The 18009-nt window shown below is 41.7% G+C and carries 15 protein-coding genes and 1 pseudogene; 11 read left to right on the plus strand and 5 right to left on the minus strand.

Annotated features, from left to right (window positions below; all coding sequences use genetic code 11):
• Positions 1-213, minus strand: a 213-nt coding sequence (tnpB, locus tag BUA59_RS22870; protein ID WP_139248964.1) for an IS66 family insertion sequence element accessory protein TnpB, incomplete at its 3' end; no start/stop codon positions are given.
• Positions 214-328: 115 nt separating this feature from the next.
• Here tnpB and BUA59_RS24360 point away from each other — a divergent pair.
• The 8 genes and pseudogenes from BUA59_RS24360 to BUA59_RS22905 all read left to right on the plus strand — a co-directional run.
• A pseudogene (locus BUA59_RS24360) lies at positions 329-799 on the plus strand (methyl-accepting chemotaxis protein); the annotation flags it as partial.
• Positions 800-844: 45 nt separating this feature from the next.
• Complete coding sequence (locus tag BUA59_RS24365) at positions 845-1222, plus strand: CZB domain-containing protein (RefSeq protein ID WP_425435133.1); 378 nt, start codon at positions 845-847, stop codon at positions 1220-1222.
• Between the two features lie 377 nt (positions 1223-1599).
• The gene (locus BUA59_RS22880; protein WP_072842404.1) at positions 1600-4398 is read left to right on the plus strand and encodes a monovalent cation/H+ antiporter subunit A; all 2799 of its coding nucleotides are present in this window, start codon (positions 1600-1602) and stop codon (positions 4396-4398) included.
• Positions 4398-4763, plus strand: coding sequence for a Na+/H+ antiporter subunit C (locus tag BUA59_RS22885; protein ID WP_012071644.1), 366 nt, complete (start codon positions 4398-4400; stop codon positions 4761-4763). The genes BUA59_RS22880 and BUA59_RS22885 overlap by 1 nt, the downstream gene beginning before the upstream one ends.
• Positions 4764-6275, plus strand: a complete 1512-nt coding sequence (locus BUA59_RS22890) for a monovalent cation/H+ antiporter subunit D (RefSeq protein WP_072842405.1) — start codon at positions 4764-4766, stop codon at positions 6273-6275. It abuts the gene before it with no gap.
• The gene (locus tag BUA59_RS22895; protein ID WP_072842406.1) at positions 6272-6757 is read left to right on the plus strand and encodes a Na+/H+ antiporter subunit E; all 486 of its coding nucleotides are present in this window, start codon (positions 6272-6274) and stop codon (positions 6755-6757) included. Before BUA59_RS22890 ends, BUA59_RS22895 begins: the two co-directional genes overlap by 4 nt.
• Positions 6751-7020, plus strand: coding sequence for a K+/H+ antiporter subunit F (locus BUA59_RS22900; protein ID WP_012071647.1), 270 nt, complete (start codon positions 6751-6753; stop codon positions 7018-7020). Before BUA59_RS22895 ends, BUA59_RS22900 begins: the two co-directional genes overlap by 7 nt.
• 9 nt (positions 7021-7029) lie before the next feature.
• Entirely contained in the window at positions 7030-7407 is a 378-nt protein-coding gene (locus tag BUA59_RS22905; RefSeq protein WP_072842407.1) for a Na+/H+ antiporter subunit G, read from the plus strand.
• Here the strand turns inward: BUA59_RS22905 and amt are convergent.
• Together amt and BUA59_RS22915 are read right to left on the minus strand one after the other, a co-directional pair.
• Positions 7382-10438: an ammonium transporter gene (gene amt, locus BUA59_RS22910; protein WP_072842408.1), complete on the minus strand. Its 3057-nt coding sequence runs from the start codon at positions 10436-10438 to the stop codon at positions 7382-7384. The two genes, BUA59_RS22905 and amt, sit on opposite strands and share 26 nt — an antisense overlap.
• A 261-nt stretch (positions 10439-10699) precedes the next feature.
• Entirely contained in the window at positions 10700-12727 is a 2028-nt protein-coding gene (locus BUA59_RS22915) for a hypothetical protein (RefSeq protein WP_072842409.1), read from the minus strand.
• Positions 12728-13101: 374 nt separating this feature from the next.
• On the opposite strand from BUA59_RS22915, the gene BUA59_RS22920 reads away from it, so the two are divergent.
• Entirely contained in the window at positions 13102-13392 is a 291-nt protein-coding gene (locus BUA59_RS22920; RefSeq protein ID WP_072842410.1) for a hypothetical protein, read from the plus strand.
• A 28-nt stretch (positions 13393-13420) separates the two neighbouring features.
• Here BUA59_RS22920 and BUA59_RS22925 read toward each other — a convergent pair whose 3' ends face one another.
• Positions 13421-14938: a Ppx/GppA phosphatase family protein gene (locus BUA59_RS22925; protein ID WP_072842411.1), complete on the minus strand. Its 1518-nt coding sequence runs from the start codon at positions 14936-14938 to the stop codon at positions 13421-13423.
• Positions 14939-15469: 531 nt separating this feature from the next.
• On the opposite strand from BUA59_RS22925, the gene rho reads away from it, so the two are divergent.
• Positions 15470-16735 (plus strand): transcription termination factor Rho, encoded by a 1266-nt coding sequence (gene rho / locus BUA59_RS22930; protein ID WP_072842412.1) that lies wholly within the window; start codon positions 15470-15472, stop codon positions 16733-16735.
• A gap of 133 nt (positions 16736-16868) precedes the next feature.
• The gene (locus BUA59_RS22935; protein WP_072842413.1) at positions 16869-17597 is read left to right on the plus strand and encodes an NAD(P)H-flavin reductase; all 729 of its coding nucleotides are present in this window, start codon (positions 16869-16871) and stop codon (positions 17595-17597) included.
• 99 nt (positions 17598-17696) lie between these two features.
• On the opposite strand, the gene BUA59_RS22940 is transcribed toward BUA59_RS22935, so the two are convergent.
• Positions 17697-17969, minus strand: coding sequence for a YfcL family protein (locus BUA59_RS22940; protein ID WP_072842414.1), 273 nt, complete (start codon positions 17967-17969; stop codon positions 17697-17699).
• Between the last annotated feature and the right edge of the window lie 40 nt (positions 17970-18009).

Genomic DNA, 18009 nt, shown 5'->3' on the forward strand with positions numbered 1-18009 from the left:
CAATCGTTTGTAATGCAACCAAAAACCATTATTAGACCATTGCAATATTTTAATCTTGTCACGTGCTCGCCCACAAAAGACAAAAATGTGCTCACTACAAGGTTCTTTTTCAAGATCGTAGGCGACAATATTGCAAAGCCCATCAATGGCCTTACGCATATCGGTTGGTCCACAAATGAGAGTAACGTTAAGCTGGGAAGACGCGGTAAACATGAGTCTGTTGCTCTGATTTAAAAGACAACAGACTTTAAGGTGTTTGAAGATAATTAAAATGTGTGGTTTGCCGGACGCTTACGAGTTAATTCGCTATCAGCTGCGCGGAGGAGAAATGCTTAATTCTATTCGCTTTGGATTGGCGGATAGCGCTCAGAATTTAATTGAAGAACGTGTTGCTTTGTCAAAATTAGACGATGTATTCGATGAAACGAGAGTCGCATTAAATCGTTTAAGCGAGCGCGCGAGTCTAATCAATGAACAAGCCAGCGACAGTATGGGAGCAGCCAACGTGCTTGATAAGACCGCCAATGGCATTAGTCAGCTTGTTTCAAGTATCCAAGAAATATCTTCTCAAACCAACTTACTTGCACTTAATGCCGCAATCGAAGCTGCCAGAGCTGGATCTGCTGGCCGTGGTTTTGCTGTAGTGGCCGATGAGGTTAGAAATTTGGCTGGAAAAACTCATAGCGCAAGCGAGCAAGTAGAAACATTAGTCAAACAGGTTATCGCTCAAACAGAACAGATCAAGAACATGGTGAACCAAAACCAAATCAGTGCAATGGACATCTCTTCATCGTCGGTTCAAATTGATAAAGTGGTTGATAATGTTATTTCACGTTCAAATCACATGCAGGGAGTGATTAGCATTGCTGCCACACACTCTTTTTTAAATACAGTAAAATTAGATCATGCGGTCTGGAAAAATGACGTTTATAACCGTATCGATAAAAAGAAATTCGATGAAGAGGTCAACCTGCATACCGAATGCAGATTGGGTAAATGGTATTACGAAGGTTACGGCAGTCGACACTTCCAACAGTCACCGAGCTTTAAAGCAATTGAAACGCCACACAGGGCAGTGCATGAATCAGGGCGTGCAGCACTAAAAGCAGCACAAACTGGAAATACGAAAGAAATGCTAGTTCAACTAGATAAAATGGAAGTTGCCAGCCTACAGGTCGTCGTACATATAGAAAGTCTAATGGAAGAAGTAAAGCATCTATAATACTGTCTGAACCTATCATACAGAGCCCAGAAGAAGTGATTTTTCATTAATGGGCTCTCTATCCTTCAGTTAATCTAAGCAACTGTCGACTAAACTTACACAATCAATAAAACCTGTTTTAAAGGAACTTTTTTTAAGTTAAGGGTTCTTATTGTTCGGCTTTATGAAAACGAATCGATACTATTTCTTGCTGTAAAAACAGTTTTAGCCTATTGATTAGATTGATAAAAGGCTATGCTTACAGGGTAGCTACTCTGTCAGTTTGTAGAGTAAACAATGTTGAAGAACCACACTTAGAGAACGATTGTTAGGATAACAACCATGCTCGCACAGCACATTCATATTATATTACCGCTCACTAGAAAGGAGTTTTGCCTTTGAGTTCACTTATCTGGCTACCTTTTCTTCCTTTATTAGGTACGTTAATCCCGCTTATTACCGCTCGCTTTAGTCGCACCGCTTGTGCGTTTATGACAGCCGCATTACCTGCTTTAACTCTCTTTTTAGTCCTTACACATGCTGGCGATATTTTCCAAGGTGAACGCTTTCAAGCAGCACTACCGTGGATTCCTGCTATTGGGTTAGAACTTGCCTTTCGTTTAGATGGTTTGGCGTTGCTGTTCTCTATTTTGATTCTGGGTATTGGTTTACTTGTTATTCTGTATGCTCGCTATTATTTATCAGCGAAAGATTCCATTGGTAAGTTTTATTCGTACCTAATCCTATTCATGTTTGCCATGCTTGGCGTGGTGCTATCTGATAACTTGATTCAGCTCTGGTTTTTCTGGGAATTAACCAGTATTAGCTCCTTTTTGCTGATCAGCTTCTGGGGGCATAAAACAGAAGCCAGAAAAGGCGCAAGAATGGCGCTAACCGTCACAGGCGCTGGCGGTTTAGCCTTGTTAGCCGGTTTGTTGATTCTAGGTAACACGGTTGGTAGTTTTAGCCTACAAGATGTTTTAGACAGTGGCGAATTGATCAAAGCCAGTGCAAATTACCCGATTATTGTGGTTTTGGTTTTACTTGGTGCTTTTACAAAATCGGCTCAGTTTCCATTCCATTTTTGGCTACCTAATGCCATGGCAGCACCAACACCAGTGAGTGCCTATCTACATTCTGCAACTATGGTAAAAGCCGGTATTTTCTTGATGGCGCGTTTTTACCCAGCGCTTGCGGATACTGATCTTTGGTTCATGATAGTAAGTCTGACAGGCTTAGCGACCTTCCTTGTGGGTGCTTACATCGCGATATTCCAGCATGATTTAAAAGGGCTTTTGGCAAATTCTACCATCAGTCATTTGGGTTTGATTACCTTGTTGCTCGGCATGGGGACCGACCTTGCTGCTGTGGCCGCTATCTTCCATATAATCAACCACGCTATTTTCAAAGCCTCTTTGTTTATGGCAGCGGGGATTATTGATCATGAATCTGGCTCACGCGATATGCGTCAGTTAAATGGTCTCTGGAAATACATGCCTTACACGGCGACTTTGGCTATGGTTGCGTCGGCTTCTATGGCAGGTGTGCCATTGATGAATGGCTTCTTGTCGAAAGAAATGTTCTTCACTGAAACATTGCATCAGGCATCACTTGGATCCTTGTCTTGGTTTATTCCGGTACTGGCGACCTTAGGCGGCGTGTTTGCTGTTGCCTATTCGATGCGCTTTATTCACGATGTGTTCTTTAATGGTGAGCCAATTAACTTACCTAAAACACCTCATGAGCCACCGCGCTACATGCGTGTACCAGTAGAAATTTTGGTTGGGCTTTGTCTAGTTGTTGGGATTTTTCCAAGTTTAGTCGTGGGCGATCTATTATTTGCAGCGGCGGAAGCAACACTAAATGGTCCAGCACCAACATACAGCCTTGCAATTTGGCATGGTTTCAATTTCCCATTACTAATGAGTGTGATTGCTTTGCTAGGTGGCTTGTACATGTACCATAACCGCCACCATATGTTTAAGTTTCAAGCACAGTTCCCAACCAGTGACCCTAAGTTGGTGTTTGAAGGGGTTATCCAATACCTGACGAACAAGGCCAGCCGTATTATTGCCTTCACGGAAAATGGCTCGCTTCAGCGCTATACTTTCTTTGTTTTGGCTTTCGCTATTGTGATGACGGCGTCTACCTTGATGAAGCTAAATACAACCGCGGGACAACGCCCTGAGATTCCTCTTGATGCATTATCTATCACTTGCGCTGTTTTGTTATGCGTTTCTGCTTTAGCGACTGTGCTGTGGCACAGAAGACGAGTTATCGCTTTGCTCACCCTGTCTGTTGTAGGTTTGATTGTTTCGTTGGCATTCGCTCAGTTTTCAGCACCTGATTTGGCACTTACTCAGCTTTCGGTTGAAGTTGTGACGGTTATCTTGTTGATCTTGGCACTGTTCTTTTTGCCACAAAATACGCCGAAAGAATCTTCTCCTCGCCGAGTGGTTCGCGACTTAAGTCTCGCGTCATTAATTGGTGGAGTTATTGGTACTATTTCTTATGCCTTGATGACTCGCCCTCTCGATACGATTTCGACCTTTTTTACCGAGAACAGTAAAACAGGTGGCGGCGGAACCAATATTGTAAACGTGATTTTGGTGGATTTCCGTGGCTTCGATACACTGGGTGAAATCACCGTGTTAGGTATTGCGGCATTAGGGATTTATAAGCTGATCGCTAAAATGCGTCTTTATATGCCATCCAGCGACGATAACGGATTGGCTTGGTCGGAAGACCGCTACCCTATTCTTTTAGCCGTGATTTCCCAGAGTCTTTTGCCATTAGCACTGTTAGTTTCTGCGTATATTTTCTTACGCGGACACAACATGCCTGGCGGTGGTTTTATAGCTGGCTTAATTACATCGGTTGCCATTATTCAACAGTATGTGGCACACGGTGTTGACTGGATTAAGACTCGTCTCAAGCTGGATTATCAAATCATGATTGGTTCAGGCATTGGTATCGCAACTCTAAGTGGTTTGGGTAGTTGGGTCTTTGGTCATACTTTCTTGTCATCTTGGTTTGATTACTTCTACTTACCAGTGATCGGCAAATTCGAATTGGCCAGTGCCATGGTTTTTGATCTTGGTGTTTTTCTTACTGTGGTTGGCGCCACTATGTTGATTCTTGCCAATCTAGGTCAATTGACCACCAGTGAGCGTCCTATTCAAAAGGAGCATGATTAATGGAAGGTTTATACGCATTTTGCGTTGGCTTATTAACAGCCTGCGGAATCTTTCTTGCCTTACGAGGCCGCACTTTTTCCGTGGTTATCGGCTTAACTCTACTGTCTTACGCGGTGAACTTGTTCTTGTTCGCCAGCGGCAGACTCAAACTTAATGCAGCAGCCGTTCTGGGTGAGTCCGAGCAATACAGCGACCCGCTTCCTCAGGCTTTAGTATTAACCGCCATTGTTATCGGTTTTGCTATGACAGCGTTCGCAGTAATCTTAGCAATGCGTGCCCGCGCTGATTTGGGTAATGATCATGTTGATGGTACCTTGCCTGCGCAACCGGGCGACGCCTCGAAGAAATCAGGAGGGAGCCAATAAATGCAGCACTTGAGCATTTTTCCGATTCTGATTCCTTTGCTTTTTGGCGCCATCATGTTGTTGCCGCCAATATCTCGTGATATCAATTCGCAACGTATCACATCGATTGTCGGCACCTTGTTTTTACTGATTTCATCAGCCGCTTTGCTGTATCAAATAAATACCGAAGGTGTTCAGCTTTATGCGTTAGGCGGCTGGCAAGCGCCTTTTGGTATAGCGCTGGTTGCGGACAAGATTTCTAGCCTTCTTGTATTATTAACGGCTTTTTTAGCCTTCTGTGTGATGCTATATGCTGTCGCAGGACAAGACAAAGGTGGCGCGTATTTCCACCCACTGTTTATGTTCCAAATTATGGGCATTAACGGCGCTTTCTTAACAGGCGATATATTTAACTTATTCGTCTTTTTCGAAGTATTGTTAATCGCGTCCTATGCACTATTAATCCATGCTGGCGGCAAACAGAAAACTCAAGCTGCTTTGCACTATGTCATTCTTAACCTTGTTGGCTCTAGCCTATTCTTGTTCGGCCTTGGCATTTTATATGGCACGCTTGGCACGCTAAATATGGCAGACATGGCAATCAAAGTCGGCCAACTGCAAGGTGAAACGGCGACATTAGCAAAAACCGGTGCGCTGTTATTATTAGTCGTATTCGGCTTAAAAGCCGCCATGCTGCCAATGCATTTTTGGTTACCCAAAACCTACGCCAGCGCTAGTGCACCAGTCGCTGCACTATTTGCCATTATGACCAAGGTGGGGATTTATAGTATTTTCCGCGTCTATACGGTTATTTTTGGCGACGATGCTGGCGAACTAGCCAACATTGCCACACCTTGGTTATGGCCAATGGCCTTGTTAACCATCACCATTGGTACCATAGGTGTATTCGCAAGTCCTGGAATCAAAACGCTCAGCGCCAATTTAGTCATTATTTCCAGTGGCAGTTTACTGGCTTGTGCAGCAATCAATTCAGAAGCAGCAACTTCTGCGGCTCTGTATTACATGGTGCATAGTACTTTGGCATCAGCTGGATTATTTTTGCTCGCCGATGTCATGTCTCGCCAACGCGGCAAAGCAGAAGACCGTTTTGTGCGTTCTCGTCCTTTTGTTCAACCTAGATTATTAGGCTTTGGATTTGCAATTTCTGCTTTGGCATTAATCGGCATGCCGCCACTGTCTGGGTTTGTTGGCAAAATCATGATCCTACAAGCGACACAGTCTTCTGCGCAAACTATGTGGGTTTGGCCTTTGATTCTAATTGGCAGTTTAGCGGCCTTAATTGCTTTCTCACGAGCAGGCACAACGCTTTTCTGGCGTCACAATGGCAGTGTGGCTGCAGAAGCAGAACCCGCTAAAATAACCGAAATAATGGGTATCGGCTTATTGTTACTTGCATCTCCAATATTAGTTGTTTTCGGTGGCGATATCAGTGAATTTACTCAACAAGCAGCGCACCATCTACACGATATTCAAGCTTCTGCTTATGCTTTATTACCAGGAGTAGCCCAATGAAGTTATTCCCTATGCCATTTCACAGCCTGCTATTGTTTGTGGTTTGGCTGTTATTGAACAATTCTATTAGTGCTGGACATATGGTGTTGGCGGTTTTCTTTGCGATCACCATTCCCTTACTAGTAAACAGTATGCGTGATGAACACCCTAAGATTCTTAAGCCTTGGCTGGCGATTCGATACATACTCATGGTGTTAAAAGATATTTTGACCGCCAATGTGGAAGTGGCGCTGCTGATTATTGGTCCGATCAAAAAGTTAACTCCGGGCTTCGTCGCGATTCCGATCAATATCGACTCAGACTTAGGTATCACTATTTTAGCCAGCACAGTGTCTCTTACTCCGGGAACCGTGAGCGCAGAAGTATCGAAAGACAAAGCCTGGCTATATGTCCATTCACTTCACTTAGATGACGAAGCTGAACTGATTAAATCGGTTAAGCAACGCTATGAGAAGCCAATCAAGGAGATATTTGGATGCTAAAGATAACCATCACCATAGTGGCGGTGTGTATTTGCATCGCGCTGATTTTGAACTTATGGCGTCTCCTAAAAGGCCCAACCATATCAGACCGAATTCTGGCACTAGATACAATGTACATAAACGCCATTGCACTTATTTTGCTCTACGGCATATATGTAGAAAGCGCGTTGTATTTTGAAGCGGCGCTATTAATTGCCATGCTAGGATTTGTCAGTACTGCGGCTCTATGTAAATACTTACTTCGCGGCGACATCATAGAATAAGGATCAGTTATGCCTTTTTATCTCGAAATTATCATCTGCGTGTCTTTGCTTATTGGCGGCATTTTTCTATTGATCGGTTCTTATGGTCTTGCTCGTTTGCCTGACATTTACATGCGCCTTCACAGTCCAACGAAGGCATCGACTTTGGGAATTACTGGTGTTTTAGTTGCATCAATGATCTTTCAAAGCCACTTGAAAGGATTCCTTTCCATTCAAGAGTTTTTGATCACTTTGTTCCTATTGATTACCGCACCAGTCGCGGCAAATATGATTGCAAAAACGGCACTGCACTATCGCACTAAGCCGTTAGAAAAAACACAGAATCAAGAGCTTATGGAAACTATCCGTAATAGAGAAACACCTAACCAATCACATGATCAGCAATAAGCAACTTGGCAATATCAGCACTTATCATGGGGTTATGGAAGTAGTAGCCTTGAAATATCTCACAACCTAGCGACTTCAACATATCCGCTTGCGGAGCGGTTTCTACACCCTCCGCAACAATCACCAGTTCTAAACTTCGCGCCAAGTGAATAATGGTTTCACAGATTTTAGCGTCTTCGATATGACGATCGCATTCTTCAACAAATGATTGATCAATTTTCAAGATATCCAATGGCAGCCGTTTTAAATAGCTTAGCGACGAATAACCCGTTCCAAAATCATCTACTGAGATTCTAATATCTAACTCTTTCAATTCTGCCATCACCTCAATACAACGCTGAATATCTTGGAGCAAAACCCCTTCTGTAATTTCAATTTCTAGCAAGCAACCGTCAATACCATAAGCAATTAGTTTCTGCGAGATGTAAGGTACCAGAGAGTCCGATACCAAATGCCGTCCAGAAAGATTCACAGCAATAGGAACAATCCGTAAACCTTGATCACGCCATGCTTTTTGCTGTAATAAAGCTTGATCAATCACCCACTCATCAATTCTAGAGATTAAGTTAGACTCTTCCGCCATTGGAATAAAGTCAGCGGGCGGAATAAGCCCTTTCGTTGGATGATTCCAGCGGATCAACGCCTCTAAGCCGAGGATATTTTCTTTTTCCATAAAGACTTTTGGTTGAAAAACTAAAGAGAACTGTTCTGATGCAAGTGCATCATTAATCTCTTTCTCAAAACCAAACTTTTTCGTGACAATATTGGACATTTCAGGTGTAAAGAATTGCGCATTATCACGGCCTTTTTCCTTAGCCCAATACATTGCGATATCAGCTTGTTGAATCAGCCTATCGGCATCCAAACTTTGCTCGCCGGTATAGGCAATACCAATACTCGTTGGTATAGTGAAATATTGCTCGTTTAAATTCACTGGCGCTCGCATGGCCTCTAAAATTTGTTGCGCTCGCTTAGCCAAACGACTTTCATTGACATCTTTCGTCATCATAAAGACAAATTCGTCGCCGCCCCAACGGGCGATGACATCAAACTGATCAGACACTGCAATTAAACGCCTTGCAACTTCACACAGCAGCTCGTCACCAGCTTTGTGGCCTAACGTATCGTTAATAATTTTGAAGTTATCTAAATCCAAAAATAACAGTCCGACAGACGTCTTCTGTTTGGTTGCAAAAAGCAAAGCGCTAACAAGTGAGTCCATTAGATAAGTACGATTGTACAAGCTGGTCAATGGATCGCTATACGCTAAAAACTTCAAGCGTTCCTGCAACTTCACATGACGTGTCATATCTCTAATATGAAGTGTATATTCACTTTCTTGTGAAGAGTCAGCATTGGCCTTAGTAATCGCAATTTCAGCAGGAAAATCATTGTTAGGGCTACGCTGTAAACGAAACGGATTACGCCGATTCAATATCAAGCCATTTGATGTCGAGAAACCCGAGTTCAAACTTTCAAAAATCTTTTTTCTATCTTCTTCGCGAATAAAAAGACCAATAAAGCTTTTACCTTCAACTTGTTTTTTCAGACACCCAAAGGTTCGTTCTGCTGCAGGGTTAAATTCCATTACAGAACCAAAGCGGTTAATGGTCACAATACAATCCATTGATGAATTCAATATCGCTGACTTACGCATTTCACTCTCTTGAAAACGCATCAAAGCGTCATCTCGCTGCGCAATTTCAGTACTCACTCGATCAATAACTTGATTATATTTTCGAGCAATCTGCCCAACTTCTGTAAAAGGCTCCTCAGGAACAGGTTTTGAAAAATCAGCATTATTTTGTTGGTATTGCATGGAGGTTAACAAATCAAATAATTCTGTTGTCGCTCTATGCTCTGCTACATTTAAACCTTGCTCTTCTTGCTCTTTACTCGCTCGAAGCGGCATAAAACGATTCAGTAGCCACATGCAGGTATAACCCACCACAAAGCAATAGAGCCCAATAACGACAATACCTAATGCTTGAACCCCAAGCTGCCCTAAAAACCCCAAACCATTATCAATTTTATCTGTTTGTCCAAACAAAGCGACGCTCAAAGTCCCCCATATGCCCGCAAATAAATGCGCTGGAACAACATCCAATGCATCATCTAAACGCCAGCGCTCCATCAGTAAACTACCGAAATACACAACTACGCCAGAAACAGCTCCAATAATAACGGATGCCCCAGGTGACACTACATGACAAGAAGCAGTAATGCCTACCAACCCAGCAATTGTGCCATTCAGCACAAAGCCCACCTCAATATAGCCATCGCGGAAATAATTAATTCCAGCAGCGATTAGCGCCCCCCAAGCCGCAGAGATAAAGGTATTTAGAATGATCATTGGCACAGCATCGGTTAGCGCTAATGTGCTACCGCCATTAAAACCAATCCAACCAAACCAAATTAATAATGTTCCTAGAGCAGACAAGGGGAGATTATTACCAGGTGGTAACCGTATCCCCTCTTCAAAGCGTCCAAGGCGAGGTCCAATAATGATAATCGCGGCTAATGCTACCCAGCCACCAACTGAGTGCACCACGGTAGAACCCGCAAAATCAATAAAACCAAGAGCCTCAAGCCAACCTTCTGGTCCTTCTGAAGGATACACACCAGACCAAGCCCAATGCCCAACGATAGGATAAATGAATGCACTTAGAACAACTGTGATTGCCAGATAGCCAATGAATGTCATGCGCTCAGCAACCGCTCCAGACGTTAACGTTGCTGCGGTACCACAAAACATCATTTGAAAAAGAAAAAAGCTTATTTCCCAAGGCGTGTGCCGATCATCAAAAAAGAAATCGCTTGCACCAAACAACCCTGCCACAGAGTCACCAAACATGATACCAAAGCCAAACAACCAAAATAATGTCGTCGATATTATAAAATCGGATATATTCTTCGCCGCGACGTTAATGCTGTTTTTACTACGAATACGGCCACTTTCTAAACACAAAAAACCAGCCTGCATCATAAATACAAACGCAGAGGCCACCAACAACCAATAGTATTCTGCCATATACATCCTAAACAGTTAAAACCGCACCAAAAAAGCTCATGCTAAATAACGTGGGGCGAATTACGCACACCATACAAGGGCACAAGAACAAAAACGTAAAGACAAGCAACAACAATAGAAACACTAGCTTAGTCATTCAATAGTTAAGCCAACTATTGAGATTAGCCAGTTATAAAAAAACAGAGCAATAAAAAAGGCTACTCAAATGTAATTGAGTAGCCTTTTTCAAACAACCATCATTCAGTGTTTAACTAAATGAAATTAACCATTTAGTGTAAGAACATTGGTTTTACTGATGCGATGACGATAAATTTCACGAAGATATTTGATCGCATTTTTAACGTTGTTTATATCCAAGCGAATATCATTAATAGATACGAAACGCTGATTGTTATCAATAAGCTCACGGTACTTTTTCTCATACATTGGCTTAATTGCATACCAGTTGGTATCTAGAATTTTTGCTGGGTTTTCATAGGTCGTAAAGAACTTATCTACCAAGGCATCATCAAAATCATCATCTTGAATCATTTTAATTACCGCTTTGTCTATTTCATCCGTGTATCGATAATCATCACGAGCAAAACAGCGCTTCATGTAAGCGACCATTAGCGTCAAAAAGTCATCACTTAAACACGGACTTTTGGCAATAAGCGTCGTTAATGATAAGTTTGCTGATGCACCAATAACAAGCGCGTAACGCTTTAATGTTGTATTTGGACATAAGCGGTTCAAATGCATTTTTAAGCGGTTCAATGCAGTGAAAGACAGTTTGTAGTCTCTTGGCAAAGAAATAATGGAAACAATAGACGAACAGTTCTTGAAGAAATGTAGATGGTTCAATGCCGTCGCATCATAACCACTTTTGCGATAGTTCTTAATCGCTTCTCGGTATCGATCAGATTCAACTGGCAACACACTAACACCTTCAATCGCAGATGTGTCGTTATTAAAGTGCGGCAACTCAATTGAGCGACAGAATAAGTCATCAATATCAACGCTATCCTGACGTGTCCCTTCGTTCACCACGCTTTCAGCGTAAGCCACAGCAACTGGGCCCGCTAAACTCATAAATAAGTCATTAGCGTCTAAACGAATGGTTTCTGCAATATCAATACCAGCGCGACGGAAGTAGTCTTCGTCGTAATCAGTTGTTACTGCTTGAGCGGTCAAGATGTTAAAAATTTGCTGAGAAATATACTGGTTAGCGTATTTCTCCATGGTGTTAACATCGATATTATCAGAATCGCCGCCATTTTCCTCTTCCGCATAACGCATAATATCGTTAGATATCAGCATCATAGAGTTCCACGGACGAATACGTTCCATTACATCCGCTGGCACTTCGTCGTCTTCACGCTCTTCGTTATACGAGAAATTCCACTCCTCAGAAATATATTTGGTCAACAAGCGGCCTGCGTTAATATGCAATGCCTCAGAAATCTCAACATTTTTCCCAGATATGTTCGGTAGAATACAAATACCAGAAGTAAAAATGGGCTCAAAAACAAAGCTATGACGCTTATCCGCCATTTGGCTTTGATCGGAACGATAATCAAAGGTTTTACTTAAGTAAGAGAATTGTTGCGCCAGACCAAATTCAGACGCCATACCAGAACCAGTACCACCACCAGCACTAAAAATATAAAAATAAAGACGTGATTGATTGGCTTTAATACCACAGGAATCAACTAGATAAGAATGCATCTGTTTCCAGTTTTCATTACGGAACGTCGTTGCATCTTTGTTTAGAATAATTTTTGCAAGATATTGTCCTAAAATTGGAGCATTACCTGCGCCACCAGCATGCACTTCAGACAAATCCATTATTTGCAACTTGGTGTATTCTTCTAGAAATTTAGTTCGTCCTTCCTGATTAGAAAAACGAATTCTTCCTTCAATATCTTTATCCAAATCACCCAGTAAAACGATAGGCTCAATAAGAAATACCGGCTTAACGCCATCTTTATCTTCAAGTGGCAAATGCTTGCGAATCCAGCGCATAGGTCTGAATTCACTCTCACTATCTAATATTTCTTGGCTTTCTACTTCCCGCATGTAGTTTGTTCTAGCATCGTATACTAGTGATGCGACATCCAATGCAATATTAGAACCACAACGCCCCAAACCAATTAGGCAAACAGATGGAAACACCTGTTCATTTATGCCTTCTTCATTTGTCGCCTGTGGATGGATTCGATTACGAACTACATCTAGATTTTCTAAGATCTGCTCTAAATTTGTCTCAGTAAAATAAAGATGTTCTATTGGGAGATTTTCTTGGCTCATGCGGCATCCTTTTTGAAGCAAATAACCTACAACAGATAATCATTCACGTTACCGATGAAACGACATGATATAAAGCAGAATGCTCACCTGTTAAATGCACTATTTAATTAATTGTCTTGCTGATAGACATTGTGCAAACAATATCATCCTTACATAACAATGACACTAATATGGTGAATGTGTGCATAAAATAAATAGCAAAATGAGCACTCTGAAATTTTCCTAAAGGAAATAAACGAATCTATTTAGCTCGATAAAAAGCTATTTTTTGCATTCATACTTAATTTGAGACAATAAGAGCATAAAACATACAAATAGATCATTTTTTGTACTACTCTATAGGGTATCTCAAACAACTATCTCAGGTGGCTGTTTTGTCGATTTCATCTGTATCTAGCAAACCTTTGTATCTGCCTAGCATGACAGCTTCGGCAGATGCTTCTGTGCGCCAAGATTCACCTCGACAACAAGATCCTGTTCAATTATCTGATCGTGCTAAACAACTACTGGCAAATCAGCTAGCCCCTGTAAAATCGGAAGACAAAGACAACGAAGGTAAAGAGTCCGTGCAGATTTCGTCCAGTATTGGACGCTTATCACGAGTGACAGGACTTCAAAGAGAAGAAGTCGCTGCCCTTTATAGATCAATAGATAAGCTAACCTAAGACCAAGGCAACGATTTTTTTATCTTACTCAACTAAACGTGAGAGTATATCCATCAGAAATCAATGACTCAGCTTCTCGCTGAAGATTGGCTAAGGTGAGAGGCCTACTATTTAACCATTCAGGTAAGAACTCGGCATGAAGACTTTTGTTATCTGCTTTTAATGTGAAAATAGGCATGTCGCCTTCTTTCCTATCGTGATGCAACAAAATAGACAATCGAAGTAAAATAGACAAACGATCCAAGTCTTGTTGATCACTTTTCGTAAAACGGTAATCCAAAGATTGAGTAAACTTGCGGCGATGCCTAAGAATTAAGTTAGCTAGCGCTTGCTGCTCTTGTTGAGAGAATCCCGGCATATCCGATTCACGGATAATATAAGCACCGTGTTTATGATATCGACTATGCGAAATACCAGCGCCTACTTCATGAAGAAGCCCTGCCCAACGCAATAAATCTTCACTGGAGATACTGTTTAAGTTCCAATCTTCTTTAACTTGAGCTAAAGCAGATAATGCAGTGTTTGTAACGAGTTTTGCTTGCTCTGTATCGATGTGATATTGGTTCAACATATAGTTAACGGTACGCTCACGAATATCAGTTTCAGCGTAACGACCCATAATGTCATACAACACACCTTCTCTTAATGCGCCATTAGAAAAATCCATTTGCTTAATATCAAAGCACTCAAATACAGCGGTTAATATCGCAATCCCCGCTGCGAAGGTACTTTTCCGCTCAGGCTTAAGGCCTGGCAACTCGATATTGTCAGCATGCCCTGCGGCAAACAGTGCTTTTTGAATTTGTTTCAGTGTTTTTAGAGTAATGCCCTTCTTATTCCAATTGTTTTCCTTAACAATATTGAAAGCGGCTTTAATCGTTCCTGACGAACCAATCGCTACATCCCATGTTTCATCAAGATAATCATCTTGAATACTAAGTAGTTCTAGACGTGCAGCCGTAACCGCTTTCTGAAAATTGGATTTATTAATCACACCATCATCAAAAAAACGTTGTTTAAAACTCACACAGCCCATGTGAAGGCTTTCCGTTAATATCGGCTCAAGCTGCTTACCAATAATGAACTCTGTACTACCACCACCGATATCAACAACTAGTCTTTTAGCATCACCATGATCCATTGTTCTAGAGACACCCACGTAAATCAAACGCGCTTCTTCTCGACCTGCAATGATTTCGACAGGATGACTCATAATATCCATCGCTTTACCGATGAAGTCATAGCGGTTTTTGGCGACCCTTAAAGCATTGGTACCGACAACACGAACAGAGCCAGGCGGCATGTCTTCAATCACTTGTGCAAATTGCGCTAAGCAGTCCAACCCTCTTTGTTGAGAGGCGTCATCTAGGTGACCGTTAACCAAACCTGCGGCCAACTGAACCTTTTCCCCAAATTCTCCAGTGATTCTTAACTGCCCATGAGTAACTTGGGCGACAACCATATGAAAGCTGTTTGACCCCAAGTCAATGGCAGCAATTTTTTCAAATGGAAAGTCATGAGATTGTTGCAAAAAAAGTGATTGCATTCAGAAAGCCTTATGTTGCAGAAGTCTTAATAAGGACAAGAGTATATCAGTTACTGGTCGATGTCATTGGCAACAAAACACCAAAAACAACAGAGTATTTGATGAATTTTTTATAATTTTTAGCGTCTTTTAGCGAAAATCAAGCCCTAATAATGACTTAATTCTAAAAAAACACTTAGCGAATGCCCCCAAAAGCCTGTGTTTGATCAAAAAATTACCAGAAAGTGTTTTTTTCCTGAATTTCACTATAGACCTCGCCTTTAAGTCGAACTATAGTATGGATGGTCTTGATAGTGATAAAGCAGTAAGTAGATCACATTTAGATCCCAATCAAATTGTTTCGCGCTGTATTGGCTTTTGCCCTATCCGGGCTAGTGAAAAACAGAACAAAAATCTAACCATCTTGTTTTGTGTTTTTGGTGCCGAGTAGCTGATACATTGTAAAATACTTCCAGACACAAATTATTGTTACTAATTGATTAACTCTAATTCCGTCAATTTTCCTCAAATGAGCTAATACAAAACCCGTTTATGAACCTTACCGACTTAAAACAGAAATCAGTACACGAACTTTTAGAAATCGCAGCAGAAATGGGCCTAGAAAATATGGCTCGTTCTCGCAAGCAAGATGTTATTTTCTCAATCCTAAAGCGTCATGCGAAAGGTGGGGAAGACATTTATGGCGACGGTATCTTAGAGATTCTTCAAGATGGCTTTGGCTTCCTTCGTTCACCTGACTGTTCATACTTAGCAGGCCCGGACGACATTTATGTATCACCAAGCCAAATCAGACGCTTTAATCTACGGACTGGCGACACTATTGCCGGAAAAATTCGTCCACCAAAAGATGGCGAACGTTATTTTGCACTATTAAAAGTCAGTGAAATCAACTTTGATAAGCCTGAAAGCGTTCGTAACAAAATTCTTTTTGAAAACTTAACGCCTTTATTTCCTGATGAACGTCTATTGATGGAAGCTGGTAACGGCTCCACTGAAGACGTGACATCTCGTATCATTGACCTTGTTGCCCCAATGGGTAAAGGTCAACGTGCATTGGTTGTTTCTCCGCCGAAAGCCGGTAAAACTTTTATGTTACAAAACATCGCCAATGCAATTACTCGTAATAACCCAGAATGTCATTTAATCGTGTTGCTGATTGACGAACGTCCTGAAGAAGTAACCGAAATGTCTCGTACCGTTCGCGGAGAAGTGGTTGCTTCTACATTTGATGAACCACCAACTCGCCACGTTCAAGTGGCTGAAATGGTACTCGAAAAAGCAAAACGCCTAGTTGAACATAAACGTGACGTAGTTATCTTATTGGACTCCATCACACGTTTGGCACGTGCCTACAACACTGTTATCCCTTCATCAGGCAAAGTATTGACTGGTGGTGTGGATGCAAACGCACTAGAACGTCCGAAACGCTTCTTTGGTGCCGCACGTAACATCGAAGAAGGCGGTAGCTTAACCATTATCGCAACGGCGCTTGTTGATACTGGCTCCAAAATGGATGAAGTTATCTTTGAAGAATTCAAAGGTACAGGTAACTCCGAATTGCACCTAGACCGTAAAATTGCTGAAAAACGTACTTTCCCTGCAATTAACATTCGTCGTTCAGGTACTCGTCGTGAAGACTTACTAACATCTGAAGATGAATTACAGCGCATGTGGATTCTTCGTAAACTATTGAATCCAATGGAAGATGTAGCAGCGACAGAATTTTTGATTGACCGCCTAAAAGTAACTCAAACTAATGATGAGTTCTTTGAGTCAATGAAAGGCAAAAATAAATAAGTAGATATTTCTGCAGCAAGAAGTCTGCGGTAAAAAAGCCACTTCCTGAAGTGGTTTTTTTTTACTTAAATGATCAACCTAATTCCACCGCGACCACTTTAAGGTGAGCGTGACTTATATTGGAGTAGTTTAAATGAAAGAGATTACCGCGACGGTAAACGCAGTTGAATCAATCAACCCAAATGTATATCAAATTACTTTAAAGGTGGATGATCTAACGTTTGAAGCTGGTCAATATCTAATAGTGGCATTACCAACTGGCGAACAAGTTCCTTATTCCATCGGTAGCGCACCACATGAACTACCCTATTTGACGTTATATGTTCTTGTTTCAGATTCTGCGTCTCTTGCCAGCAAAGTCGTTGAGCACATTAAATCCAACGATAGCATTACAATTAAAGCACCAGGTGGCGACTGCCATATCGCTAATGGTGTCCTAGACTCCAACCCAGAAAACATCTTGCTGATTGCTGGCGGAACAGGTTTTGCTCAGATTAAAAGTCTGTATAGCCATTTGGTTGAGCAGAATTTCACTGGCAATGTGTCATTCTACTGGGGATTAAGAACACCAGAAGATGTTTTTGCTCAAGAGTGGTTAGAAGAAGCCCACAAATACACACCTTTTACACTAGACGTCATAGTGAATGAGAAAGGCGACGAATGGCACGGTCGAAGCGGCTGGTTGTATGAAGCGGTTCTAGCAGATCATCCGGATCTAAGTAAAAGCGTTGCTTTTATCAGCGGATCGGTTGGCATGGTTTATGGCACACTTGACCAGTTAGAACTAAAAGGTCTTAGCAAAGAAAACTGTTTTTCTGATGTCTTTGCTTATGCACCACACCCAGATAAACCAGTACTCTAATACCATTTATTGAAATACAAAGTGATAGATATAAAAAGGGAGCACTAAATAAGCTTATTTGGTGCTCCCTTTTTATTGTTCAAATAGATATATCAATAACTAAACCGCTGTGGAGCTTACCGTTTCCCACAATGCTTGGATACTCTCTTGATCGCCATCTGTTACACCTTCGGCTTCCAGCGTGTCTTGCAAGATCCCAGTGAAAGCATGATCGAACTCATCTCGCCCTTCTCCTTCGGTACTGCTATGTAAGCCCAAAAGCCCTAGAAGATATGCACAGTAAAACAGCTGATCACCTTCTTCCGCTTGATGCTCCATGTCTCGTAATCTGTCACACAACTGATCTGCGCGCTCAGCAAAGGTTATTGTCATATTCAATCTCACAATGATGGTATTAATGTAATATACAAAA

The organism is Marinomonas polaris DSM 16579 (assembly GCF_900129155.1).
Lineage (GTDB): Bacteria > Pseudomonadota > Gammaproteobacteria > Pseudomonadales > Marinomonadaceae > Marinomonas > Marinomonas polaris.

Excerpts from the sequence above, each read along its gene's own strand:
- BUA59_RS24365 (WP_425435133.1), top strand. The coding sequence starts at position 845 with ATGCAGGGAGTGATTAGCATTGCTGCCACACACTCTTTTTTAAATACA.
- BUA59_RS22885 (WP_012071644.1), top strand. The coding sequence starts at position 4,398 with ATGGAAGGTTTATACGCATTTTGCGTTGGCTTATTAACAGCCTGCGGA.
- BUA59_RS22890 (WP_072842405.1), top strand. The coding sequence starts at position 4,764 with ATGCAGCACTTGAGCATTTTTCCGATTCTGATTCCTTTGCTTTTTGGC.
- BUA59_RS22895 (WP_072842406.1), top strand. The coding sequence starts at position 6,272 with ATGAAGTTATTCCCTATGCCATTTCACAGCCTGCTATTGTTTGTGGTT.
- BUA59_RS22900 (WP_012071647.1), top strand. The coding sequence starts at position 6,751 with ATGCTAAAGATAACCATCACCATAGTGGCGGTGTGTATTTGCATCGCG.
- BUA59_RS22905 (WP_072842407.1), top strand. The coding sequence starts at position 7,030 with ATGCCTTTTTATCTCGAAATTATCATCTGCGTGTCTTTGCTTATTGGC.
- amt (WP_072842408.1), bottom strand. The coding sequence starts at position 10,438 with ATGGCAGAATACTATTGGTTGTTGGTGGCCTCTGCGTTTGTATTTATG.
- BUA59_RS22915 (WP_072842409.1), bottom strand. The coding sequence starts at position 12,727 with ATGAGCCAAGAAAATCTCCCAATAGAACATCTTTATTTTACTGAGACA.
- BUA59_RS22925 (WP_072842411.1), bottom strand. The coding sequence starts at position 14,938 with ATGCAATCACTTTTTTTGCAACAATCTCATGACTTTCCATTTGAAAAA.
- rho (WP_072842412.1), top strand. The coding sequence starts at position 15,470 with ATGAACCTTACCGACTTAAAACAGAAATCAGTACACGAACTTTTAGAA.
- BUA59_RS22935 (WP_072842413.1), top strand. The coding sequence starts at position 16,869 with ATGAAAGAGATTACCGCGACGGTAAACGCAGTTGAATCAATCAACCCA.
- BUA59_RS22940 (WP_072842414.1), bottom strand. The coding sequence starts at position 17,969 with ATGACAATAACCTTTGCTGAGCGCGCAGATCAGTTGTGTGACAGATTA.